This window comes from Herbaspirillum sp. BH-1 (assembly GCF_002870055.1).
Classification (GTDB): Bacteria; Pseudomonadota; Gammaproteobacteria; order Burkholderiales; family Burkholderiaceae_D; genus Herbaspirillum; species Herbaspirillum frisingense.
The window spans coordinates 112696-131464 of sequence record NZ_PKOI01000010.1 but is presented as its reverse complement, the minus strand read 5'-3'; the positions used below and the strand labels follow the sequence as shown (position 1 = coordinate 131464).

Sequence of the window (18769 nt, the reverse complement as noted above, 5' to 3'; positions counted from 1 at the left end):
CAAGCCGATTATTTTAATACACCGGACTCGCGCAGGGCCGCGCGCACGGTGTCGTGGTACGCCGCTCCCAGCGGCGCCAGCGGCAGACGCATGCCGGAAGGAATGAGGCCCATTTCCTGCATGGCCCACTTCAGCGGCACCGGGTTGGGTTCGACGAAGAGCTTGTTGTGCAGGGGCAGCAGCTTGTTGTTCAGTTCCACGGCACGGGCGATGTTGCCGCTCATGGCGGCCACGCACAGTTCGTGCATGTCGCGCGGAGCGACGTTGGCGGTAACCGAGATGTTGCCGGCGCCGCCGTACAGCATCAGCGCGATGGCGGTGGCGTCGTCGCCCGAGTAGACGGCGAAGCTCTTGGGCGCCAGGCGGATCAGGTCGGTGCCGCGGGCGATGTTGCCGGTGGCATCCTTCACGCCGACGATGCCCTTGACCTGCGCCAGGCGCAGGATGGTCTCGTTGCTCATGTCGGCGACCGTACGGCCGGGCACGTTGTACAGGATCACCGGCAGATCCACCGCTTCGGCGATGGTCTTGAAGTGCAGGTACATGCCTTCCTGGGTCGGACGGTTGTAGTACGGCACCACCTGCAGCGAGGCATCGGCACCGACCTTCTTGGCGAAGGCGGTCAGTTCGATAGCTTCGGCGGTGGAATTGCCACCGGTGCCGGCGATGATGGGGATGCGCTTGGCCGTGTGCTCGACCGCGACCTTGATCAGTTCGCAGTGCTCTTCCATCGCGACGGTGGGCGATTCGCCGGTGGTACCGACAATGACGATGCTGTCAGTTCCCTCGGCGATATGCCAGTCGATCAGCTTGCGCAGGCCATCGTAATCGAGGCTGCCGTCCGGATGCATGGGAGTGACGATTGCAACAATGCTACCCTTGATCATGGTGTGCGTGCTTTAGGTAATGGTCAAAATAAAGGCCTGATTGTAGCGGATAGACGCCTCAACAGGTCAATTTTGCCGGTGCTTCAGATGAAGGCCGGCGTAAAAATACGGGAAGAACGCAGGTTTTCGCCCTCACCGGTCAGACTTGCCGGAGCTCAATAGCCCAGCCCCATCGCCTCGCGTACGTCACGCATGGTGTCCTGGGCCAGCTTGCGGGCCTTTTCGCAGCCATCGGCAACGATGGCGCGCACCAGCGAGGGGTCGTCCAGATAAGGCTGCGCGCGCTCCAGCATCGGTTGCTGCTCCTGCAGGATGGCATCGATCACCGGTTGCTTGCATTCCAGGCAACCAATGCCGGCCGACCGGCAACCCTTGGCCGCCCAATCCTTCACGTCCGCCGGGGAATAGACCTGGTGGAATTGCCATACCGGGCATTTCTCCGGATCGCCCGGGTCGCTGCGGCGCACCCGCTGCGGGTCGGTCGGCATGGTCTTGATCTTCTTGGTGACCGACTCCTTGTCTTCGCGCAGGGCGATGGCATTGCCATAGCTCTTGGACATCTTGGCGCCATCCAGGCCCGGCAGGCGCGAGGCCTCGGTCAGCATGGCCTGTGGCTCGGTCAGGATCAGTTTGCGGCTGCCTTCGAGATAGCCGAACAGACGTTCACGATCGATCATCGACAGGTTCTGGGCATCGTCCAGCATGGCCTTGGCCTGCTCCAGCGCCTCGTCGTCGCCCTTTTCCTGGAATTGCGTACGCAGCTCCAGGTACAGCCTGGCGCGCTTGCTGCCCAGTTTGCGGGTCGCGGCCAGGGCCTTTTCCTCGAATCCCTTTTCCTTGCCGTACAGGTGGTTAAAGCGGCGCGCGATCTCGCGCATGATCTCGATGTGCGGCACCTGGTCCTCGCCCACCGGCACCTGGCTGGCGCGGTAGATCAGCACGTCGGCCGCCTGCAGCAGCGGATAGCCGAGGAAGCCATAGGTCGCCAGGTCGCGGTCGGCCAGCTTCTCCTGCTGGTCCTTGTAGGTGGGCACGCGCTCCAGCCAGCCCAGCGGGGTGGCCATGGACAGCAGCAGGTGCAGCTCCGCATGTTCCGGCACGCGCGACTGGATGAACAGCGTCGCCTGGGCCGGATCGACACCGGCCGCCAGCCAGTCGATGACCATTTCCCAGGTGCTGGTCTCGATCACCGAAGGATCGTCGTAATGGGTGGTCAGTGCATGCCAGTCGGCCACGAAGAACAGGCAGGGCAATTCGGATTGCAGCTTGACCCAGTTCTTCAGGGCGCCATGATAGTGGCCCAGGTGCAGCGCGCCGGTGGGGCGCATGCCGGAGACGACGCGATCAGGATACATGGCAGTAGGCTAGGTGGTAAGGAGGGAAAATCATGCGCATCATCACGTTGGCCGCTTCAGTCAGTGGAACAGCAAGGTGATCGGATAGGTAATCAACTGCAGCACCAGACCGGCGCCGTACATCACCGGTGCCATCCACCAGGTATAGATTACCTTGAGCAGCACCAGCGCCATGACGATGAAGAAGCCATAGGGCTCGATCTGGGCGAATTTATAGGCGTACTTGTTGGGCAACAGGCTGGTGAGGATACGACCGCCATCCAGCGGCGGGATCGGGAACAGGTTGAAAGCGAACATCACCAGGTTGGTCAACACGCCGGCCTTGGCCATGAGGGTGAAGAATTCTTCTTGCACGCCCCCCAGCGCCAAGGCGTAGATGGCAATCATCCACAGCAGTGCCATGAGGAAATTGGCAGCCGGACCGGCCAGCGAGACCCAGGCCATGTCGCGCTTGGGCTTGCGCAGGTGGCCGAAGTTGATCGGCACCGGCTTGGCATAGCCGAACAGGAAGGCACCGCTGGTGGCGAAGTACAGCAGGATGGGGATGAGGATGGTGCCGAAGGGATCGATGTGCTTGAGCGGGTTCAGGCTCATGCGCCCCATGGAATAGGCGGTATTGTCGCCGAAGAACTTGGCGGCATAGGCATGCGCCGCCTCGTGCAGGGTGATGGCGAAGAGCACGGGCAGCGCGTAGACCGCGACAGTCTGGATGAGATCGTTCATGGGCGGGGATTTTATCAGAGGGGCAACACTGCGCTTGGGAATTCAAGCCCGGCGGGCTGTTGAAGCAAGAAATCGCCGGCTCAGGCGGCTTGCAGACCGAAGATGCCGGCATCTCCCCTGCCCTGGCGCACCAGCACCGGCTGTTCATCGTCGGTGAGGTCGATGACGGTAGTCGGCTCCAGACTGCAGGCGCCGCTGTCGATGACCAGGTCGATCTGCTTTTCCAGATGGCTGCGGATATCGTCGGCGCTGGTCAGCGGCAGGTCTTCGTCCGGCAGGATCAGGGTGGTGCCCAGCAGCGGCTGGCCCAGTTCTTCCAGCAGCATGTGGGCGATGCGGTTTTCCGGCACGCGCAGGCCGATGGTCTTGCGCGAGGGATGCGACAGGCGGCGCGGCACTTCCTTGGTGGCTTCCAGGATGAAGGTATAGGCCCCCGGCGTGGCGGCCTTGAGCAGGCGGTACTGGCGATTGTCCACCTTGGCGTACTGGGCGATCTCGGAGAGGTCGCGGCACAGCAGGGTCAGGTGGTGCTTGTCGTCCACGCCGCGGATGCGACGCACACGCTCCACCGCATCCTTGTTGTCGAGCTGGCAGACCAGTGCATAACAGGAGTCGGTCGGCAGGGCGACCAGGCCGCCCTTGTGGATGATCTGCGCCGCCTGCTTGATCAGGCGTAGCTGCGGGTTGTCGGGGTGAATCTCGAAAAACTGGCTCATGATGCGGTTTCCGTTTCCATTTCCAATACCAAATCGATTTCAATTCGTAAAAAGCACAACGGCGGTGTCGCCACCGCCGTTGTCGCTGCCCGCCGGGCTTAACGCTGGCCGCGCAGGGCGGCGATGCGCTGTTCCAGCGGCGGGTGCGTCGAGAACAGTTCCATGAAGCCGGGCTTGTCGCTGATGCCAAGGGCCGCCATGTTCTGCGGCAGGCCTTCGGGCGAGAAACCGCCCAGCCGCGCCAGCGCATTGATCATCGGCTGCGGCGTACCCAGCAGTCGGGCCGCACCGGCGTCGGCACGGAACTCGCGGTGGCGCGAGAACCAGGCCACGATCATCGAAGCACCGATGCCGAAGACGATCTGGCAGACCAGTACCGTGACGGTATAGCCGATGCCGGGACCAGATTGGTCGTTGTTGCGGCGCAGGGCCGAATCGACGAAGTAACCCACCACCCGCGACAGGAACACCACGAAGGTATTCACCACGCCCTGGATCAGCGTCATGGTGACCATGTCGCCATTGGCGATGTGCGCCACCTCGTGGCCCAGCACGGCTTCCACCTCGTCCTGCGTCATGCCCTGCAGCAGCCCGGTGGACACCGCCACCAGGGCCGAGTCCTTGAACGCGCCGGTAGCGAAGGCATTGGGCTCGCCGTCATAGACCGCCACTTCCGGCATGCCGATGCCGGCGCGCTGGGCCAGCTTGCCGACGGTCTGCAGCAGCCAGGCCTCGGTGCCGTTCATGGGCGTCTCGATCACCCTGGCGCCGGTGGACCACTTGGCCATGCTCTTGCTCATCAGCAAGGAAATGATGGAGCCCGTGAAGCCGACCACCAGCGAGAACACCAGCAGCATCGGCAGGTTCAGGCCGGACCGGGTCAGGAAGCGGTCCACGCCCAACAGCGACAAGATGACGCTCATTACGACCAGCACGGCGATATTGGTCGCAATAAACAACAAGATGCGTTTCATGGGGAAAACTCCTATCGGGAAAGTGGTTATTAGATAAGAGTCCGTCCCCGGAAATCAAGGGCAAGCTCGGCCATGGGCGCAGTTTTCGCCGGCTTGCAGCTCCGACTTACAGTCCCCAGTCGTGCCACACCGGCTTGACCCCTGTCGGCAAGGCTGGCAGGCCGCCCAGGTCCACACGCGACTCGCCGGGGCCATGGAAGTCCGAGCCCATCGACGCCAGGAAGCCGTAGCTGCGCGCCACCTGGGCGTATTCCTGATACTGCTCGGGGGTATGGCTGCCGGTATTGACCTCGATGGCGGCGCCGCCGAACTGCTTGAATTCATCGAACAGCGCGCCGAACTGGGTCTGGCTGTACTTGTAGCGGCCCGGGTGAGCGATCACTGCCACCCCGCCGGCCCCGCGGATCCAGCGCACCGCCTCTTCCAGCGTGGCCCAGCGGTGCGGCACGTAGCCCGGCTTGCCTTCGGTGAGGTAGTTGGCGAAGACTTCCTTGGTATCGCCACACTGGCCGCACTCGACCAGATAGCGGGCGAAGTGGGTGCGCGAGATCAGGTCCGGATTGCCCACGTGCTTGAGCGCGCCTTCATAGGCGCCGCAGATGCCGTACTGGTCCAGCGCCTGGGCGATCTCGCGGGCGCGGCGCTCGCGGCCGTTGCGGGTGGCGGCCAGCCCCTCGACCAGCGCGCGGTTGGTCTCGTCGATGCGCAGGCCGACGATGTGCACCGTCTGCCCGGCCCAGGTGACCGAGATTTCCACCCCGCCCACATGTTGCAGGCCCAGCGCCTGCGCCGCCGCCCGGGCACGCGCCACGCCACCGACTTCGTCGTGGTCCGTCAGCGCCCACACGCCCACGCCGTTGGCCTTGGCACGCGCGGCCACCTCCTCCGGCGGCAACAGGCCGTCGGAGACGTTGGAGTGGCAATGCAGGTCGAACTTGAGCTCAGACATAGGAATGCGCGATGACTCGGGCCGGTCGCTTGTGGCTGCCGCCGATCAGGGAATGCGGGGTGATTGGAATAGCTCCATTCTACGCCCTTCCACCCTGCCCCGCTCAGGCCGGCTGCGCCAGGAAGGTCTCGATCAGTTGCGCCAGCCGCTCGGGCTGGTCGTGGTGCAGCATGTGGCCGGCCTGGTCGATCATCTCGACCTGGGTGCGCGGGATGCAGGCGATGCGACGGTCGATTTCCTCGCGCTTGAGCGAGGCCGGGCCGAAGAAGCGGCCGATGTCGCTGTCGGTCGCTTCGATCCATAGCACCGGCGCGGTGATGCGGCGCCAGCAGGCCATCATCTCGTCCACCCGATACAGGATGGGGCTGACCTGCTTGTGCGCCGGATCACCCAGGATCTGCCACAGTCCGCTGCCATCCTGCTGCGCCCAGTGTTGCGCCAGGAACGCGGCACGCTCGTCGGACAGGCGCGCATTGTTCTTCTGCAGGCGCGTGGCCACTTCTTCCAGCGTGGCATAGCCGCGCAGCAGTGGCGGGTTCTTGATCTCGTCCAGCCATTGCACGAACCGGCCCGGTGCCTGCTCCGGCTTGGCCGTGGGCAGGCCCAGGCCTTCCAGGTTGATCAGGCGCGCGATGCGCTCCGGGCGCAGGCCGGCATAGAGCGTCACCACATTGCCGCCCATACTGTGGCCCAGCAGATTGATGGCTTCCCCGGGCGCATGGTGGTCGATGATGGCCTCCAGATCGGCCAGGTAGTCAGGGAACCAGTAGGCATCTGCCGGGCTGCGCTCGCTCAGGCCAAAGCCACGCCAGTCAGGCGCGATCACGTGCCACTCGCGCTGCAGCGCGTCGACCATGAACTGGAACGAGGCCGACATATCCATCCAGCCGTGGAACATGAAGATCTTGGGCGCCTGCGGGTCGCCCCAGTGGCGGATGTGGTAACGCAGGCCGCGTACGGTAAGGAATTCGGAGCGTGAAGCGTGCTTGGCGATGGTCGGATGCATGTCGTTTTCTTTGTTATCGGTGCTGCGAGGCGGGACTACGAAAGATCAAGCAGCAAAGTATAGACAAAAGTGAACGATCGTGCGTGAAGACCCTTGATCCGGCGGTTCAGGGAAGGAAGCGTCCCAGATCGAAGGTGGAACGGTGGCCGATCTCGGCGAAGTTCTGCTCCAGCCATTCGGAGGCGCGCTCCCGCCCCTGCTGGAACAGGCTGCCGATGAAGCTGGCCTGGGTATTGAGCTTGGAGAGGTTGGTCAATTGCTCCATCAGTTCGTTGGCATCGATCATGTGGATATTGAGCTGGCGCAGGCGCCGCTCCAGCGCACCGAAGGCCAGGGTGGAATTCTCGGCTTCGCGCTTGGCCAGGGCCAGTCCGCTCAGTTCGGTGAAGAAGGCCGAGCTGAAGCTGATCTCCGAAAGACGCTGGCCGATGTCATGGCTACTGGTGGGCGTCCCGGCGCGGCGGCTGGGGTGCAGCAGCACCACCATCACATCGCGCGCGGCGCAGGCGTGGAGCAAGGGGAAGATCGGGGGATTGGCAGTGAGACCCCCATCCCAGTAGGCCTCACCATCGATCTCGATGGGCCGGTGCAGCGAAGGCAGGCAGGCCGAGGCCAGCAGCACCTCCACTGACAGGTCGGCATTGCGGAAGATCTTCAGGATGCCGGTGCTGACCTGGGTCGCGGCGATAAAGAGCTTCAATTCGCGCTGCCGGCGCAGCCGTTCGAAGTCCACCTGCTCCAGCAGGATGTCGCGCAGCGGGTTGATATCCAGCGGATTGAGTTGCGTGGGCGAGAAGAAGCGCGTCATCGCCAGCAAGGCCTGCATGCCCGGCATGGGCGTGGGATTGGAGATCACCGGAGCGCCCTCGGCGCCGAGATGATCCAGCGGCGCACCGGTGGATAGCGCCGTCCAGAAGCGCTCCAGCGCCGCCCGCGCGCCATCGCGACCATCCTGTACATAGCCCTGGGCCAGCACCGCCGCATTCATGGCCCCGGCGGAGGCACCGCTGATGCCTTCCATGTCCAGCCGCTCATCTTCCAGCAGGCGGTCCAGCACGCCCCAGGTAAAGGCGCCGTGCGAGCCACCACCCTGCAGGGCCAGACTGACGATCTTGTTCGACATGATGTCCTTTTCCTCGGTCACATCCTGCGGGCTGTCATGCCCGGGTCACCACATAAGCTTATGCTGCACTGCACTATCATGGTATAACACGAATACGGCTGTCGAAAAGTGGCTGCCAGCAGGCAACTGTGAGGCCACAAAAGGCAACATGCCGGCGCCTACAAAAGACAGCTCGGCCATTGTAACGAAGTAAAGACGTCACGACGGATACTGCAGAGGACACATGAAATCGATTTGCGTATATTGCGGCTCTTCCCCCGGTGCATCGCCCGCCTACGCCGAGGCGGCGCGCAAGCTGGCGCAGGAAATGGTGAAGAACAACATCGCCCTGGTCTATGGCGGCGGCAATGTGGGCCTGATGGGCATCATCGCCAGCGAAGTCATGAAACTCGGAGGCGAAGCCACCGGCGTCATCCCCAAGGCCTTGCTGGACAAGGAACTGGGCCACCACGGCCTGACCCGCCTGCACATCGTCAAGGACATGCACGAACGCAAGGCCATGATGGCCGAGCTCTCCGACGGTTTCGTGGCCATGCCCGGTGGCATGGGGACGCTGGAAGAACTGTTCGAGGTACTGACCTGGGCGCAACTGGGCTTCCACTACAAGCCGATCTGCCTGTACAACGTGGAAGGCTTCTACAACAACCTGATCGCCTTCGTGGACCATCTGGTGTCGCAGCGTTTCGTCAGTTCCGACCAGTCCGGGCTGATGATGCATGAAGCCGATCCGGCCACGTTGATCGAGCGCTTCCAGAGCTTCAAGCCGACCTACAAGACCAAATGGGCCGATCGCGAAGCGGTGGCCAATCTGGTGCCTTGATCCAAACCCGGTCGCGCCTGCGGCCCTCGAGCGGCTGCAGGTTTTGCAGGATTCATTTCCGTTTCTTCACATTCCTGCGGCAAGCAAAACGCCCGTCCCTCCTGCGAGGCGACAGGCGTTCTCATTTCTTCACTTTTGGCCCAAATCGGGACCTAAGCAGGCTTTTAGGCTCTCAGGCCTCCAGTGCCTGACGGAAGTCGGCCACCAGATCCTCGGTATCTTCCAGGCCCACCGAGACGCGGATGAGCGACTCGGCAATGCCCATGCTGGCACGGCGCTCGGCGCCCATCTCGTAGAAGATGGTGTGCGCCACCGGGATCACCAGCGTGCGGGTGTCGCCCAGGTTGCTGGCAGCCACCGCCAGATGCATGCGGTTGAGATAGTCGAAGCAGTCGATGCCGTCCTTCAGTTCGAAGGACATCAGGCTACCGAAGGAGCGGAACAATGCCTTGGACAAGGCGTGCTGCGGGTGCGACTCCAGCCCCGGGTAATAGACGGCTGCGACGCGCTCATCGGCTTCCAGCATCTGCGCCACGGCCAGGGCGTTCTTGCATTCGCGCTCCTGGCGCAGGGCCATGGTCTCGGCGCCGACGGCGATGTGATGCGCTGCTTCCGGCCCCAGCGTGGCGCCGAAGTCGCGCAGCGCCTTGGCACGGATCTGCGCCATGCCCCACTGCGGCGCCGGGTTCTTCTTGTAGTTGTCGGCGATGTGCGGATAGCGGGTCCAGTCGTATTCGCCGGTATCGGTCAGCGCGCCACCGAGCGCATTGCCGTGGCCGCCGATGGACTTGGTCAGCGAATTGACCACCAGCCCGGCGCCGACCGTCTTGGGACGGAACAGGTAGGGCGAGGTCATGGTGTTGTCCACCACGTAGAGGATGCCGCGCTCGCGGCACAGTTCGCCGATGCGCTTCAGATCCGCCACCTGGGTGCGCGGATTGGCGATGGTCTCGACGAACACCAGACGGGTATTGGGCGTGATGGCCGCTTCCACATTCTTCACATCGGTGGCATCCACCATGGACACCTTGGCGCCCTGCGCACCCACCGTCATCCACAGGCTATTGGTATTGCCGAACAGGAAAGCAGAGGACACCACATGGTCGCCCTCGCGCAGCAGACCCTGGACGATGGCGCCGATGGCAGCCATGCCGGTGGCAAAGCAGATGGTGGACTTGCCGTCTTCCATCTTGGTGATCTTCTCTTCCAGCGCCGACACCGTCGGGTTGCCCTGGCGACCGTAGCGATAGCCCGGCTGCTTGCCCTGGAAGACTTCGGCCAGCTGGCGCGCATCTTCATAGCCGAAGGTCACCGAGGTGTGGATGGGCTTGTGCAGCGAGCCGTGCTCGATGCCCTTCTGGCGGTCGCTGTGGAGGATGGTGGTGGTGAAGCCGTAGGTCTTTTTATCGTTCATCGCGGAAGTCGGAAATACAGGGTGAGCAGGGTGGGCAGGATGGCCGGCACCGGCAAGCACGGGCCAAAGGCAAAATGATAAGCCAGTTTCCCACCGGCTGCGCATGAAAGAAAAACGCCGGCGCCGCAGAAGCGGCCACCGGCGTGCTGTTCCAGCCTCTGGTCAGGCGCGGATCAATCCACGCGGGCCAGGTTCAGGTTCAGCTGCGAACGGACTGCATCTTCCAGTGCCGGCTTGGGATTCTTGCGGGCATATTCGATGCGGTCCAGGTATTCCTGGGTGATGTCGCCGGTGATGTAGTGACCGTCGAAGCAGGATGCCTCGAAGTTGCGCAGGGCCGGGTTGGAGTCGGCAATGGCGCGCTTCATGGCTTCCACGTCCTGGTAGACCAGGGCATCGGCGGTGATCTCGCGGCACACTTCCTCTTCGCTGCGGCCGAAGGCGATCAGCTCGTCGCGGGTCGGCATGTCGATGCCATAGACGTTGGGGAACTTCACCGGCGGCGCGGCCGAAGCGAAGATCACGTTCTTGGCGCCGGACTCGCGCGCCATCTGCACGATCTCGCGGCTGGTGGTGCCACGCACGATGGAGTCATCCACCAGCAGCACGTTCTTGCCCTTGAATTCGCTGCCGATGGCATTGAGCTTCTGGCGCACCGACTTCTTGCGCAGGGCCTGGCCCGGCATGATGAAGGTACGGCCGATGTAGCGGTTCTTGATGAAGCCTTCGCGGTACTCGATACCCAGCTTCAGCGCCAGTTCCATGGCGGCCGGACGCGAGGAATCGGGGATCGGCATGACCACGTCGATCTCGCCGTGCTTGAACTGCTTGCGGATCTTCTCGGCCAGGAACTCGCCCATCTTCAGGCGGGCACCATAGACCGAGGCGCCGTCGATGATGGAGTCCGGACGGGCCAGGTAGACGTATTCGAAGGCACAGGGGTTCAGCGACGGGTTCTCGGCGCATTGCTGGTTGTACAGCTTGCCGTCGTTGTCGATGAAGATCGCTTCACCCGGGTTGACGTCGCGCAGGAAGCGGAAGCCCATGCCTTCCAGGGCCACCGATTCGCTGGCCATCATGTATTCGATGCCCTTGTCGCTTTCGTTGAAGCCCAGGCACATCGGACGGATGCCGTACGGATCGCGGAAGCCCAGGAGACCGTAACCGGCGATCTGCGCCACCACGGCGTAGGAGCCGCGCACGCGCTTGTGCACCATGGCCACGGCCTTGAAGAGCGCCGCCGGGTCCAGCGAGTAGCCGGTGGTGGCCTGCTGGATTTCGTGGGCCAGCACGTTCAGGAGCACTTCGGTATCGGAATCGGTGTTGATGTGGCGGCGATCGTTCTTGAACATCTCGATCTTCAACTGTTCCGCATTGGTCAGGTTGCCGTTGTGCGCCAGGATGATGCCGAAGGGGGCATTGACGTAGAACGGTTGCGCCTCTTCTTCCGAGGAAGAGCTGCCAGCGGTCGGGTAACGCACCTGGCCAATGCCGGTGTTGCCGGGCAGCGAGCGCATGTTGCGGGTACGGAACACGTCGCGCACCAGGCCATTGGCCTTGTGCATCGAGAAACCGTTGCTGTGGTTGGTTGCGATGCCCGCTGCATCCTGGCCGCGGTGCTGCAGCAGCAGCAGCGCGTCATACAGCATCTGGTTGACGGGGCTATGAGAGACGATACCGACGATGCCACACATGGTGGACTCCTAACGAAGAACGAAAACGAAAATGAACCACGACTGCAACCGACGACCAATGCGCCCTGCCACGGGATCTGCCCGCGGCAGCGGCATCAGACAGGGGGTGAAAAATTCACATGCTCGGCCAGTTTTTCCGGCAGGTAGGGCAGCACGGCCTGCGCACCCTGTTCAACCCAGGGGCTGAACCTGGCCTCTTTCCAGAACGGCTGTTGCGGAATCGAGGTCGTGCCGCACAGCAATGCCACCGCCACCACCAGCAGGACGCCACGCGCCACGCCGAAAATACTGCCCAATGTCCTGTCCAGCATGGTCAGGCCCGTGGCCTTGACCAGCTCACTCAATGTCTTGGCCACCAGCGCCATCAACAGGCGCGTCCCGATGAACAAGGCCACGAAGGCGACGATGAGTCGCGTCAATTCGCCCGGCACCACGTCCGGCAGCATCGTCGAAAGCGCCTCGCCATACATGTTGGCCACCACCAGCGCCACGATCCAGCCAGCCAGCGACAACACCTCGCGCACCAGTCCGCGCAGGGTGCCGATGATCACGGAACACGCCAGGATCAGCAGCACCAGGTAGTCAAATATCGTCACGATGACAACAATATGCGGCTATCTGCAGCCAATTTCAAGCAGGAACAATAGTAGCATTCAAGCCCAGCTTCTTGATTCGGCTTCCCATGCGCTCGGCTTCATCGCGGCTGCCGAAGGGACCGACGCGGATGCGCGTACGTTCGCCGGCCTGGGTCGCGATCTTTTGCGTGTAGGAGTGAATACCTGCTGCGTTGAGCTTGTTGCGCAATTCATTGACCTTGTCCTGGGTCGCCAGCGCGGCGACCTGGATGACGAACTTGCCCCCGGTGGCGGCCGGCTTCTTCTCTGCCGGCGCAGCAGCGGCACCGCCAGTTGCACCGGACTTGCCTTCCAGGATCGCCAGCGCACGGGCCGAATCGTCATGGGCGGAGGGTGCTGCTGCCGGCGCGGTGGAGGCCGGGGTCGGGGCCGGGGCCTTGGGCTTGGCGGCTTCCTTCTTCGGCTCTTCCTTGTGCTCGACCACGATAGTCTTCTTTTCCTCGACCTTCGGCGCAGGCTTGTCGATCACCTTGGGGGCCACGGCCGCCACGGGCGGGCTGGCCGGCTGTGCGGCCGGGGCAGTGGCGGGTTCGGGCGCGATGCTGGCCGGCTCGACGATCTCTTCCTTCTGGTCCAGCGAGGCCTGCTTGGCATCGCCTGCCGAGGCCGGGACCGGAGCCGGAGCCGATGTACCGGCCGAGGCCGCCTGGTCCTTCGAGGGGATCTGGATGGCGATATCGTCGTTGAGCGGCTTGGGCTCGGAATCGAGGATCATCGGCAACACGATCACCACCGCCAGCGCCAGCGCGACGGCGCCGATCAGGCGGCGGCGCGCACGTTTCTTTTCCGGCAACAAGGGATCGGCCGCGGCATCCTTGCCGGCCTTGGCCCGTCCCCCTGCGGCGCGGCCGGAGGTATTGGCGGCGCTACGGCTGCCGCGGCTGCGAATGACGGAAGATTGCTCGTCGGAACGCGAACGGAAAGTACCTTGGTCGGAAGCAGAGTCCTGCTTGTTTTTGCGGAAAAACGAGAACAAGCCCATGCGGAGTCGTCTTGAATTGATCTGAAAATCTTGGAAAACCTGCCCGACCCATCAGGTCGGGGCGCCGCCGGGCGTGGCGGCCGGCTCCGAAAATCGGCTACGGGTTCAGTGCAGACCGGGGCGGCGCGCCTGCATGACGCCGGCCACGGTGAGGAAGGACCCGAAAACCACAATTCTATCATTCTCCCCTGCTCTGCTTAATGCATTTGCATAGGCGTCGGCCGGCGAAGTGAAGGTTTCGATGCTGCGCGCCGCGTCCCGCCTGAATTCCGGCGCCACGCCGGCACCCAGCAGGGCGTCCCTGAGCTGTTGCGCAGTGGCCGCGCGCGGCAGCGGCAGGTCGGTCACGCACCAGTGGTCGATCTTGTCCTTCAGATGACCGATGACGCCTTCGATGTCCTTGTCCAGCATGGAGCCGAACACCGCATAGGTGAAGGGATGAAAGCCCATGTTGTCCAGGTTCTGCGCCAGCGTGGCGGCCGCATGGGGGTTGTGCGCCACGTCCAGGATCACCAGCGGCTGGCCCGGCAGGACCTGGAAGCGGCCCGGCAGCTCCACCGTGGCCAGCCCGGTGCGCACTTCCTGCGCACCTACCGGCAAGACTTCACGCAAGGCTTCCAACGCGGCCAGGGCGGCCGAGGCGTTCAACAGCTGGTTGGCGCCGCGCAGGCTGGGATAGGCCAGCGAATTGCGACGCATGCCGCGTCCACCGTAGGCCCACTGCTGCTTGTCGCCCTGGTAGTTGAAGTCGCGGCCCATCAGCCACAGGTCGGCGCCGATCTTCTCGGCATGCGCGATCAGGGACTTGGGCGGCAGCGGGTCGCCGCACACGGCGACCTTGCCGGGACGGAAGATGCCGGCTTTCTCGAAGCCGATTTCTTCCCGGGTCTCGCCCAGGTATTCGGTATGGTCGATGTCGATGCTGGTGACGATGGACACGTCGGCATCGATCACATTGACCGCATCCAGGCGGCCACCCAGGCCCACTTCCAGGATCACCACGTCCTGCCCGGCATCGGCCAGCAGCTTCATGATGGCCAGGGTGGTGAATTCGAAATAGGTCAGGGAAATGTCACCGCGCTGCGCCTCCACCGCCTCGAAGGCCGCGATCAGTTGCGCATCGCTGGCCATGTCGCCGCTGATGCGGGCGCGTTCGTTGAAGTGCAGGAAGTGCGGCTTCATGTACAGGCCCACGCGATAGCCGGCGCGCAGCAGGATCGATTCCAGCATGGCGCAGGTGGAGCCCTTGCCGTTGGTACCGGCCACCATGATGACCGGGCAGTCGAACCGGATGTCCAGCTTCTGCTTGACCTGCATGACCCGCTCCAGGCCCATGTCGATCTGCTTGAAGTGGCGTTGTTCCAGCAGGGCCAGCCATTCGCTCAAGGTGGCGGGGGTGGCAGGGCTCGGGGAAGCTTGGGAAGTCATGGCGCGTCTCGGTCGGTGAAGCTACAGCACAAACGGAATTGCAGAGGGCTAAAAAACAAGGCCCGGATTTGCACTTCTGCAAATCCGGGCCTGAAGTATATCCGCTTATCAGGAAACCGTTTCGGCGGCCTGGTTTTGCAGCAGGGCCAGCAGACGGGCGATTTCCTCGCGCATCTTGCGGCGGTCGACGATCATGTCGATGGCGCCCTTGGTGACCAGGAATTCGGCACGCTGGAAGCCTTCCGGCAGTTTCTCGCGCACCGTGTTCTCGATCACGCGCGGGCCGGCAAAGCCGATCAGGGCGCGGGGTTCGGCCATCACCACATCGCCCATGAAGGCGAAGGATGCCGAGACACCGCCCATGGTCGGGTCGGTCAGCACGCTGATGAAGGGCAGCTTCTTTTCCGACAGCTTGGTCAGCATGGAGGTGGTCTTGGCCATCTGCATCAGCGACAGCAGGCCTTCCTGCATGCGGGCGCCGCCGGTGGCGGTGATGCAGATGAAGGGGACCTTCTGTTCCAGCGCCGCCTGGGCGCCGCGGGCGAAGCGCTCACCCACCACCGAGCCCATGGAACCGCCCATGAATTCGAATTCGAAGCAGGCCACCACGACCGGCAGGGTCATGATGGCGCCGCCCATGACCACCATGGCATCGGTTTCGCCGGTGGATTCCATGGCGTCCTTGAGACGGTCGGGGTACTTCTTGCTGTCCTTGAACTTCAGGGTGTCGACCGGCAGGGCTTCCTGGCCGATCTCATAGCGGCCGCCTTCGTCGAGCAGGGCATCGAGACGAGCGCGGGCGCGGATGCGCATGTGGTGGCTGCATTTGGGGCAGACGTGGAGGTTGGACTCCAGGTCGGTACGGTACAGCACGGCCTCGCAGGAGGGGCATTTGACCCACAAACCTTCCGGGATGGCCTTGCGGCTGGTGGAGCCGCGTTGAATCTGGGGTGGCAGTAACTTCTCGAGCCAGCTCATAGATACCTCATAGATTTTTCCGGTGGCGCGCATTGTACCAGAGCCGACCGGGGCGGGACGTAAAGCACGGTCATGCTTTCCATCCGGCAAGAAATGAAGGGCAGGCGGCTTGCGCCTTATCAAAAGACAAAGCCTCCGGGCGCAGTTCGGTGCCCCCGGAGGCCTTCTGTCCGATTAATCCTGCCGGCCAGGCTCAGGCATCGAGCGCCTGGCGAATGCCGGTGACGAAGGTCTGCACCGCCTCGCAGGCTTTCTCCTGCGGGGTATTTTCCAGCTCGGCGATGATGCGGCTGCCGATCACGACCGCGTCGGCCACGCTGCCCACGGTGCGGGCGGTGGCGCCGTCGCGGATGCCGAAGCCCACGGCGATGGGCAGCTTGACGTGCTGGCGGATGGCGGCGATGCGCTCGGCCACTTCCGCGGTATCGATATGGCCGGCACCGGTCACGCCCTTGAGCGAGACGTAATAGCAGAAGCCGCTGCTCACGGCCGCCACCTGGCGAATGCGCTCTTCCGACGAGGTCGGAGCCAGCAGGAAGATCGGGTCCATGCCATTGGCCTGCATCTTCTGGGCGAATTCTTCACATTCCTCGGGTGGATAGTCCACCACGATGGTGCCGTCCACGCCCGCCTCGCTGGCAGCGGCGATGAAGGCATCCACGCCGAAGCGTTCGATGGGGTTGGCATAACCCATCAATACGATGGGGGTATGGGTATTGGTCTTGCGGAATTCGCGCACATAGCCCAGCACGTCATGGGTGCTGATGCCGAACTTCAGGGCCCGCTCGCAGGCGCGCTGGATCACCGGGCCTTCGGCCATGGGGTCGGAGAACGGCACGCCCAGTTCGAGGATGTCGACGCCGCCGGCTACCAGCGCGTGCAGCAGCGGCACGGTCAGCTCGGGGGCCGGGTCGCCGGCAGTGATGAAGGTGATCAGGGCCTTGCGCTTCTGCTCGGCCAGTTGGGAAAAGGTAGTCTGGATTCTGGACATGATGGTGAAGTATTTTGTCGAACCAGCCGGCCACCCGTCGGGCAGCCGGCACGCGTCAGGCAGGGTCGGCGATCAGCCCTGGCGCTGTTGCACGGTATGCATGTCCTTGTCCCCACGGCCGGACAGGTTGACCAGCACGATCTGATCCTTGGGCAGGGTCGCCGCCAGCTTGGCCGCATGGGCCAGGGCATGGCTGGACTCCAGCGCCGGGATGATGCCTTCGATGCGGCAGCAGGTGTTGAAGGCCTGCAGCGCCTCTTCGTCAGTGATGCAGGCATAGCTGGCGCGACCGCTGTCCTTGAGCCATGCGTGTTCCGGCCCCACGCCGGGATAATCCAGACCGGCCGAGACCGAGTGGGTCTCGATGATCTGGCCATTGGCATCCTGCAGCAGGTAGGTGCGGTTGCCGTGCAGCACACCGGGCGAGCCCAGGGTCAGCGAGGCCGAATGGCGACCGGTATCAAGCCCGTCGCCGGCGGCTTCCACGCCGACCAGCTTCACATCGGCATAGTCGATGTAGGGATAGAAGATACCCATGGCATTGGAGCCGCCACCGACGGCCGCCACCACGTAGTCCGGCTGGCGCGAGGCGATCTCGGGCATCTGCTGGATGCACTCGTTGCCGATCACCGACTGGAAGTCGCGCACCATCATCGGGTAGGGGTGCGGGCCGGCCACCGTGCCGATGATGTAGAAGGTGGTCTCGACATTGGTGACCCAGTCGCGCATGGCTTCGTTGAGCGCATCCTTCAGGGTCTTGGAGCCGGATTCCACCGGCACCACCTTGGCGCCGAGCAGGTTCATGCGGTACACGTTCTGCAACTGACGCTTCACGTCTTCCGCGCCCATGTAGACGATGCATTCCATGCCGAAACGCGCACAGATGGTGGCCGTGGCCACGCCGTGCTGGCCGGCACCGGTCTCGGCGATGATGCGCTTCTTGCCCATGCGCTTGGCCAGCAATGCCTGGCCGATCACGTTGTTGATCTTGTGGGCGCCGGTGTGGTTGAGGTCTTCGCGCTTGAAGTAGATTTGCGCACCGCCGGCCTGCTCGGACCAGCGCTTGGCGTGGTACACGGGGCTGGGACGGCCGACGAAATGCTTCAGTTCAGTGTGGAATTCGGCGAGGAACTGTTCATCGTGCTGGTAACGGGCATAGGCCTCGCGCAGCTCGTTCAGGGCCAGGGTCAGGGTTTCGGAGACGAAGCTGCCGCCGTAGGGGCCGAAGTGGCCACGCGCGTCCGGCAGGTTGTAGTGGGCCGACTGGTGCAGGGCGGCGACGGGAACGGCCTGGCGCTCGGCAAAGCTGCCGAGGGGGTTCAATTCTTTCATGGGTTTCCTCTGAATCTCGTACTGCGTACTGTATGGGGAGTGCTACGCCGGGGTAGCGTCCGCCAGGCGGACGGCGCTGATGAAGGCCTCGATCCTGGCGGCATCCTTGATGCCCTTGGCGGCTTCGACACCACTGCTGATATCGACCGCGTAGGGACGAACGCGGGTCACCGCCTCAGTGACGTTGTGTACGCTCAAGCCACCACTCAAAACGGCCCGAGGCGCGAGTTCTTTTGGAATGAGAGACCAATCGAAAACCTTTCCACTGCCGCCGTACTCCTCGACCAGGGTGTCGAGCAGCAGTCCGGTGAAAAACGGACTGGCGGAGCGATATGCCTGTTCATATTCTAACAAATCCGAGGGCTGCGTCGAACTTCCTATTCTGGCCGCGCGCATGAAGGGTCTGACAACGGCGCGGGCGATCGCGGCGCAGTGCTCGGGGGTTTCGTCGCCGTGGAACTGCAATATCGTCAGGGGTGCCTCGGCCAGCACCTGTTGCACCTCTTCCAGGGTCGGGTTGACGAACAGGCCGACGATGCTCACCAGCGGCGGCACCGCCCGCGCCAGCTCGCCGGCACGTTGCGGCGTGACATAGCGCGGGCTTTTTGGATAGAACACCAGGCCCAGCGCATCGGCGCCAGCGGCCACGGTGGCGCGGACATCCTCTTCGCGGGTCAGTCCACAGATCTTGATACGGGTACGCAAGCTCATCGATATTGCCTTTTTGCAAGAATTTCAGGGGTGCGCGCAGCGGCCCAACGC

Annotated in this window: 18 protein-coding genes; 1 reads left to right on the top strand and 17 read right to left on the bottom strand. The window is 63.5% G+C overall.

What is annotated here, in order from left to right; all coding sequences use genetic code 11:
• Positions 1-8 precede the first annotated feature (8 nt).
• The 8 genes from dapA to HBH1_RS14975 all read right to left on the bottom strand — a co-directional run bounded on the left by dapA (position 9) and on the right by HBH1_RS14975 (position 7733).
• A complete protein-coding gene (gene dapA, locus HBH1_RS15010; protein WP_102663391.1) occupies positions 9-887 on the bottom strand; it encodes a 4-hydroxy-tetrahydrodipicolinate synthase in 879 nt (292 codons plus the stop codon).
• Positions 888-1042: 155 nt separating this feature from the next.
• Positions 1043-2242, bottom strand: a complete 1200-nt coding sequence (locus tag HBH1_RS15005) for a tryptophan--tRNA ligase (protein WP_102663390.1) — start codon at positions 2240-2242, stop codon at positions 1043-1045.
• A gap of 60 nt (positions 2243-2302) precedes the next feature.
• Complete coding sequence (locus tag HBH1_RS15000) at positions 2303-2965, bottom strand: site-2 protease family protein (RefSeq protein WP_006462702.1); 663 nt, start codon at positions 2963-2965, stop codon at positions 2303-2305.
• 80 nt (positions 2966-3045) lie between these two features.
• Complete coding sequence (locus tag HBH1_RS14995; protein ID WP_077236344.1) at positions 3046-3681, bottom strand: L-threonylcarbamoyladenylate synthase; 636 nt, start codon at positions 3679-3681, stop codon at positions 3046-3048.
• Between the two features lie 98 nt (positions 3682-3779).
• Complete coding sequence (gene htpX, locus HBH1_RS14990) at positions 3780-4655, bottom strand: protease HtpX (protein ID WP_102663389.1); 876 nt, start codon at positions 4653-4655, stop codon at positions 3780-3782.
• Between the two features lie 106 nt (positions 4656-4761).
• Positions 4762-5604 carry a 3',5'-nucleoside bisphosphate phosphatase gene (locus HBH1_RS14985; RefSeq protein ID WP_077236343.1) on the bottom strand — a complete coding sequence of 281 codons (843 nt, stop codon included), beginning with the start codon at positions 5602-5604 and terminating at the stop codon, positions 4762-4764.
• 103 nt (positions 5605-5707) lie between these two features.
• A complete protein-coding gene (locus tag HBH1_RS14980; protein WP_102663388.1) occupies positions 5708-6610 on the bottom strand; it encodes an alpha/beta fold hydrolase in 903 nt (300 codons plus the stop codon).
• Positions 6611-6716: 106 nt separating this feature from the next.
• Positions 6717-7733, bottom strand: a complete 1017-nt coding sequence (locus HBH1_RS14975) for a patatin-like phospholipase family protein (protein WP_102663387.1) — start codon at positions 7731-7733, stop codon at positions 6717-6719.
• A gap of 223 nt (positions 7734-7956) precedes the next feature.
• Here HBH1_RS14975 and HBH1_RS14970 point away from each other — a divergent pair, with 223 nt between their 5' ends.
• On the top strand, positions 7957-8553 hold the full coding sequence (locus tag HBH1_RS14970; RefSeq protein ID WP_006462708.1) for an LOG family protein: 597 nt from the start codon (positions 7957-7959) through the stop codon (positions 8551-8553).
• 172 nt (positions 8554-8725) lie between these two features.
• Here the strand turns inward: HBH1_RS14970 and HBH1_RS14965 are convergent, their stop codons facing one another.
• From HBH1_RS14965 to HBH1_RS14925, 9 genes are all read right to left on the bottom strand, one after another.
• The gene (locus tag HBH1_RS14965; protein ID WP_102663386.1) at positions 8726-9967 is read right to left on the bottom strand and encodes a cystathionine gamma-synthase family protein; all 1242 of its coding nucleotides are present in this window, start codon (positions 9965-9967) and stop codon (positions 8726-8728) included.
• Positions 9968-10140: 173 nt separating this feature from the next.
• Positions 10141-11661, bottom strand: coding sequence for an amidophosphoribosyltransferase (gene purF, locus HBH1_RS14960; protein ID WP_006462710.1), 1521 nt, complete (start codon positions 11659-11661; stop codon positions 10141-10143).
• A 95-nt stretch (positions 11662-11756) separates the two neighbouring features.
• Positions 11757-12257 carry a CvpA family protein gene (locus HBH1_RS14955; RefSeq protein ID WP_102663385.1) on the bottom strand — a complete coding sequence of 167 codons (501 nt, stop codon included), beginning with the start codon at positions 12255-12257 and terminating at the stop codon, positions 11757-11759.
• Positions 12258-12291: 34 nt separating this feature from the next.
• A complete protein-coding gene (locus HBH1_RS14950) occupies positions 12292-13278 on the bottom strand; it encodes an SPOR domain-containing protein (RefSeq protein ID WP_102663384.1) in 987 nt (328 codons plus the stop codon).
• 105 nt (positions 13279-13383) lie between these two features.
• Complete coding sequence (gene folC / locus HBH1_RS14945; protein ID WP_102663383.1) at positions 13384-14706, bottom strand: bifunctional tetrahydrofolate synthase/dihydrofolate synthase; 1323 nt, start codon at positions 14704-14706, stop codon at positions 13384-13386.
• Positions 14707-14814: 108 nt separating this feature from the next.
• On the bottom strand, positions 14815-15684 hold the full coding sequence (accD, locus tag HBH1_RS14940; RefSeq protein WP_006462714.1) for an acetyl-CoA carboxylase, carboxyltransferase subunit beta: 870 nt from the start codon (positions 15682-15684) through the stop codon (positions 14815-14817).
• A gap of 193 nt (positions 15685-15877) precedes the next feature.
• The gene (gene trpA / locus HBH1_RS14935) at positions 15878-16675 is read right to left on the bottom strand and encodes a tryptophan synthase subunit alpha (protein ID WP_006462715.1); all 798 of its coding nucleotides are present in this window, start codon (positions 16673-16675) and stop codon (positions 15878-15880) included.
• 72 nt (positions 16676-16747) lie between these two features.
• Positions 16748-18007 (bottom strand): tryptophan synthase subunit beta, encoded by a 1260-nt coding sequence (trpB, locus tag HBH1_RS14930; protein ID WP_102663382.1) that lies wholly within the window; start codon positions 18005-18007, stop codon positions 16748-16750.
• 42 nt (positions 18008-18049) lie between these two features.
• On the bottom strand, positions 18050-18718 hold the full coding sequence (locus HBH1_RS14925) for a phosphoribosylanthranilate isomerase (protein WP_102663381.1): 669 nt from the start codon (positions 18716-18718) through the stop codon (positions 18050-18052).
• Positions 18719-18769: the final 51 nt, after the last annotated feature.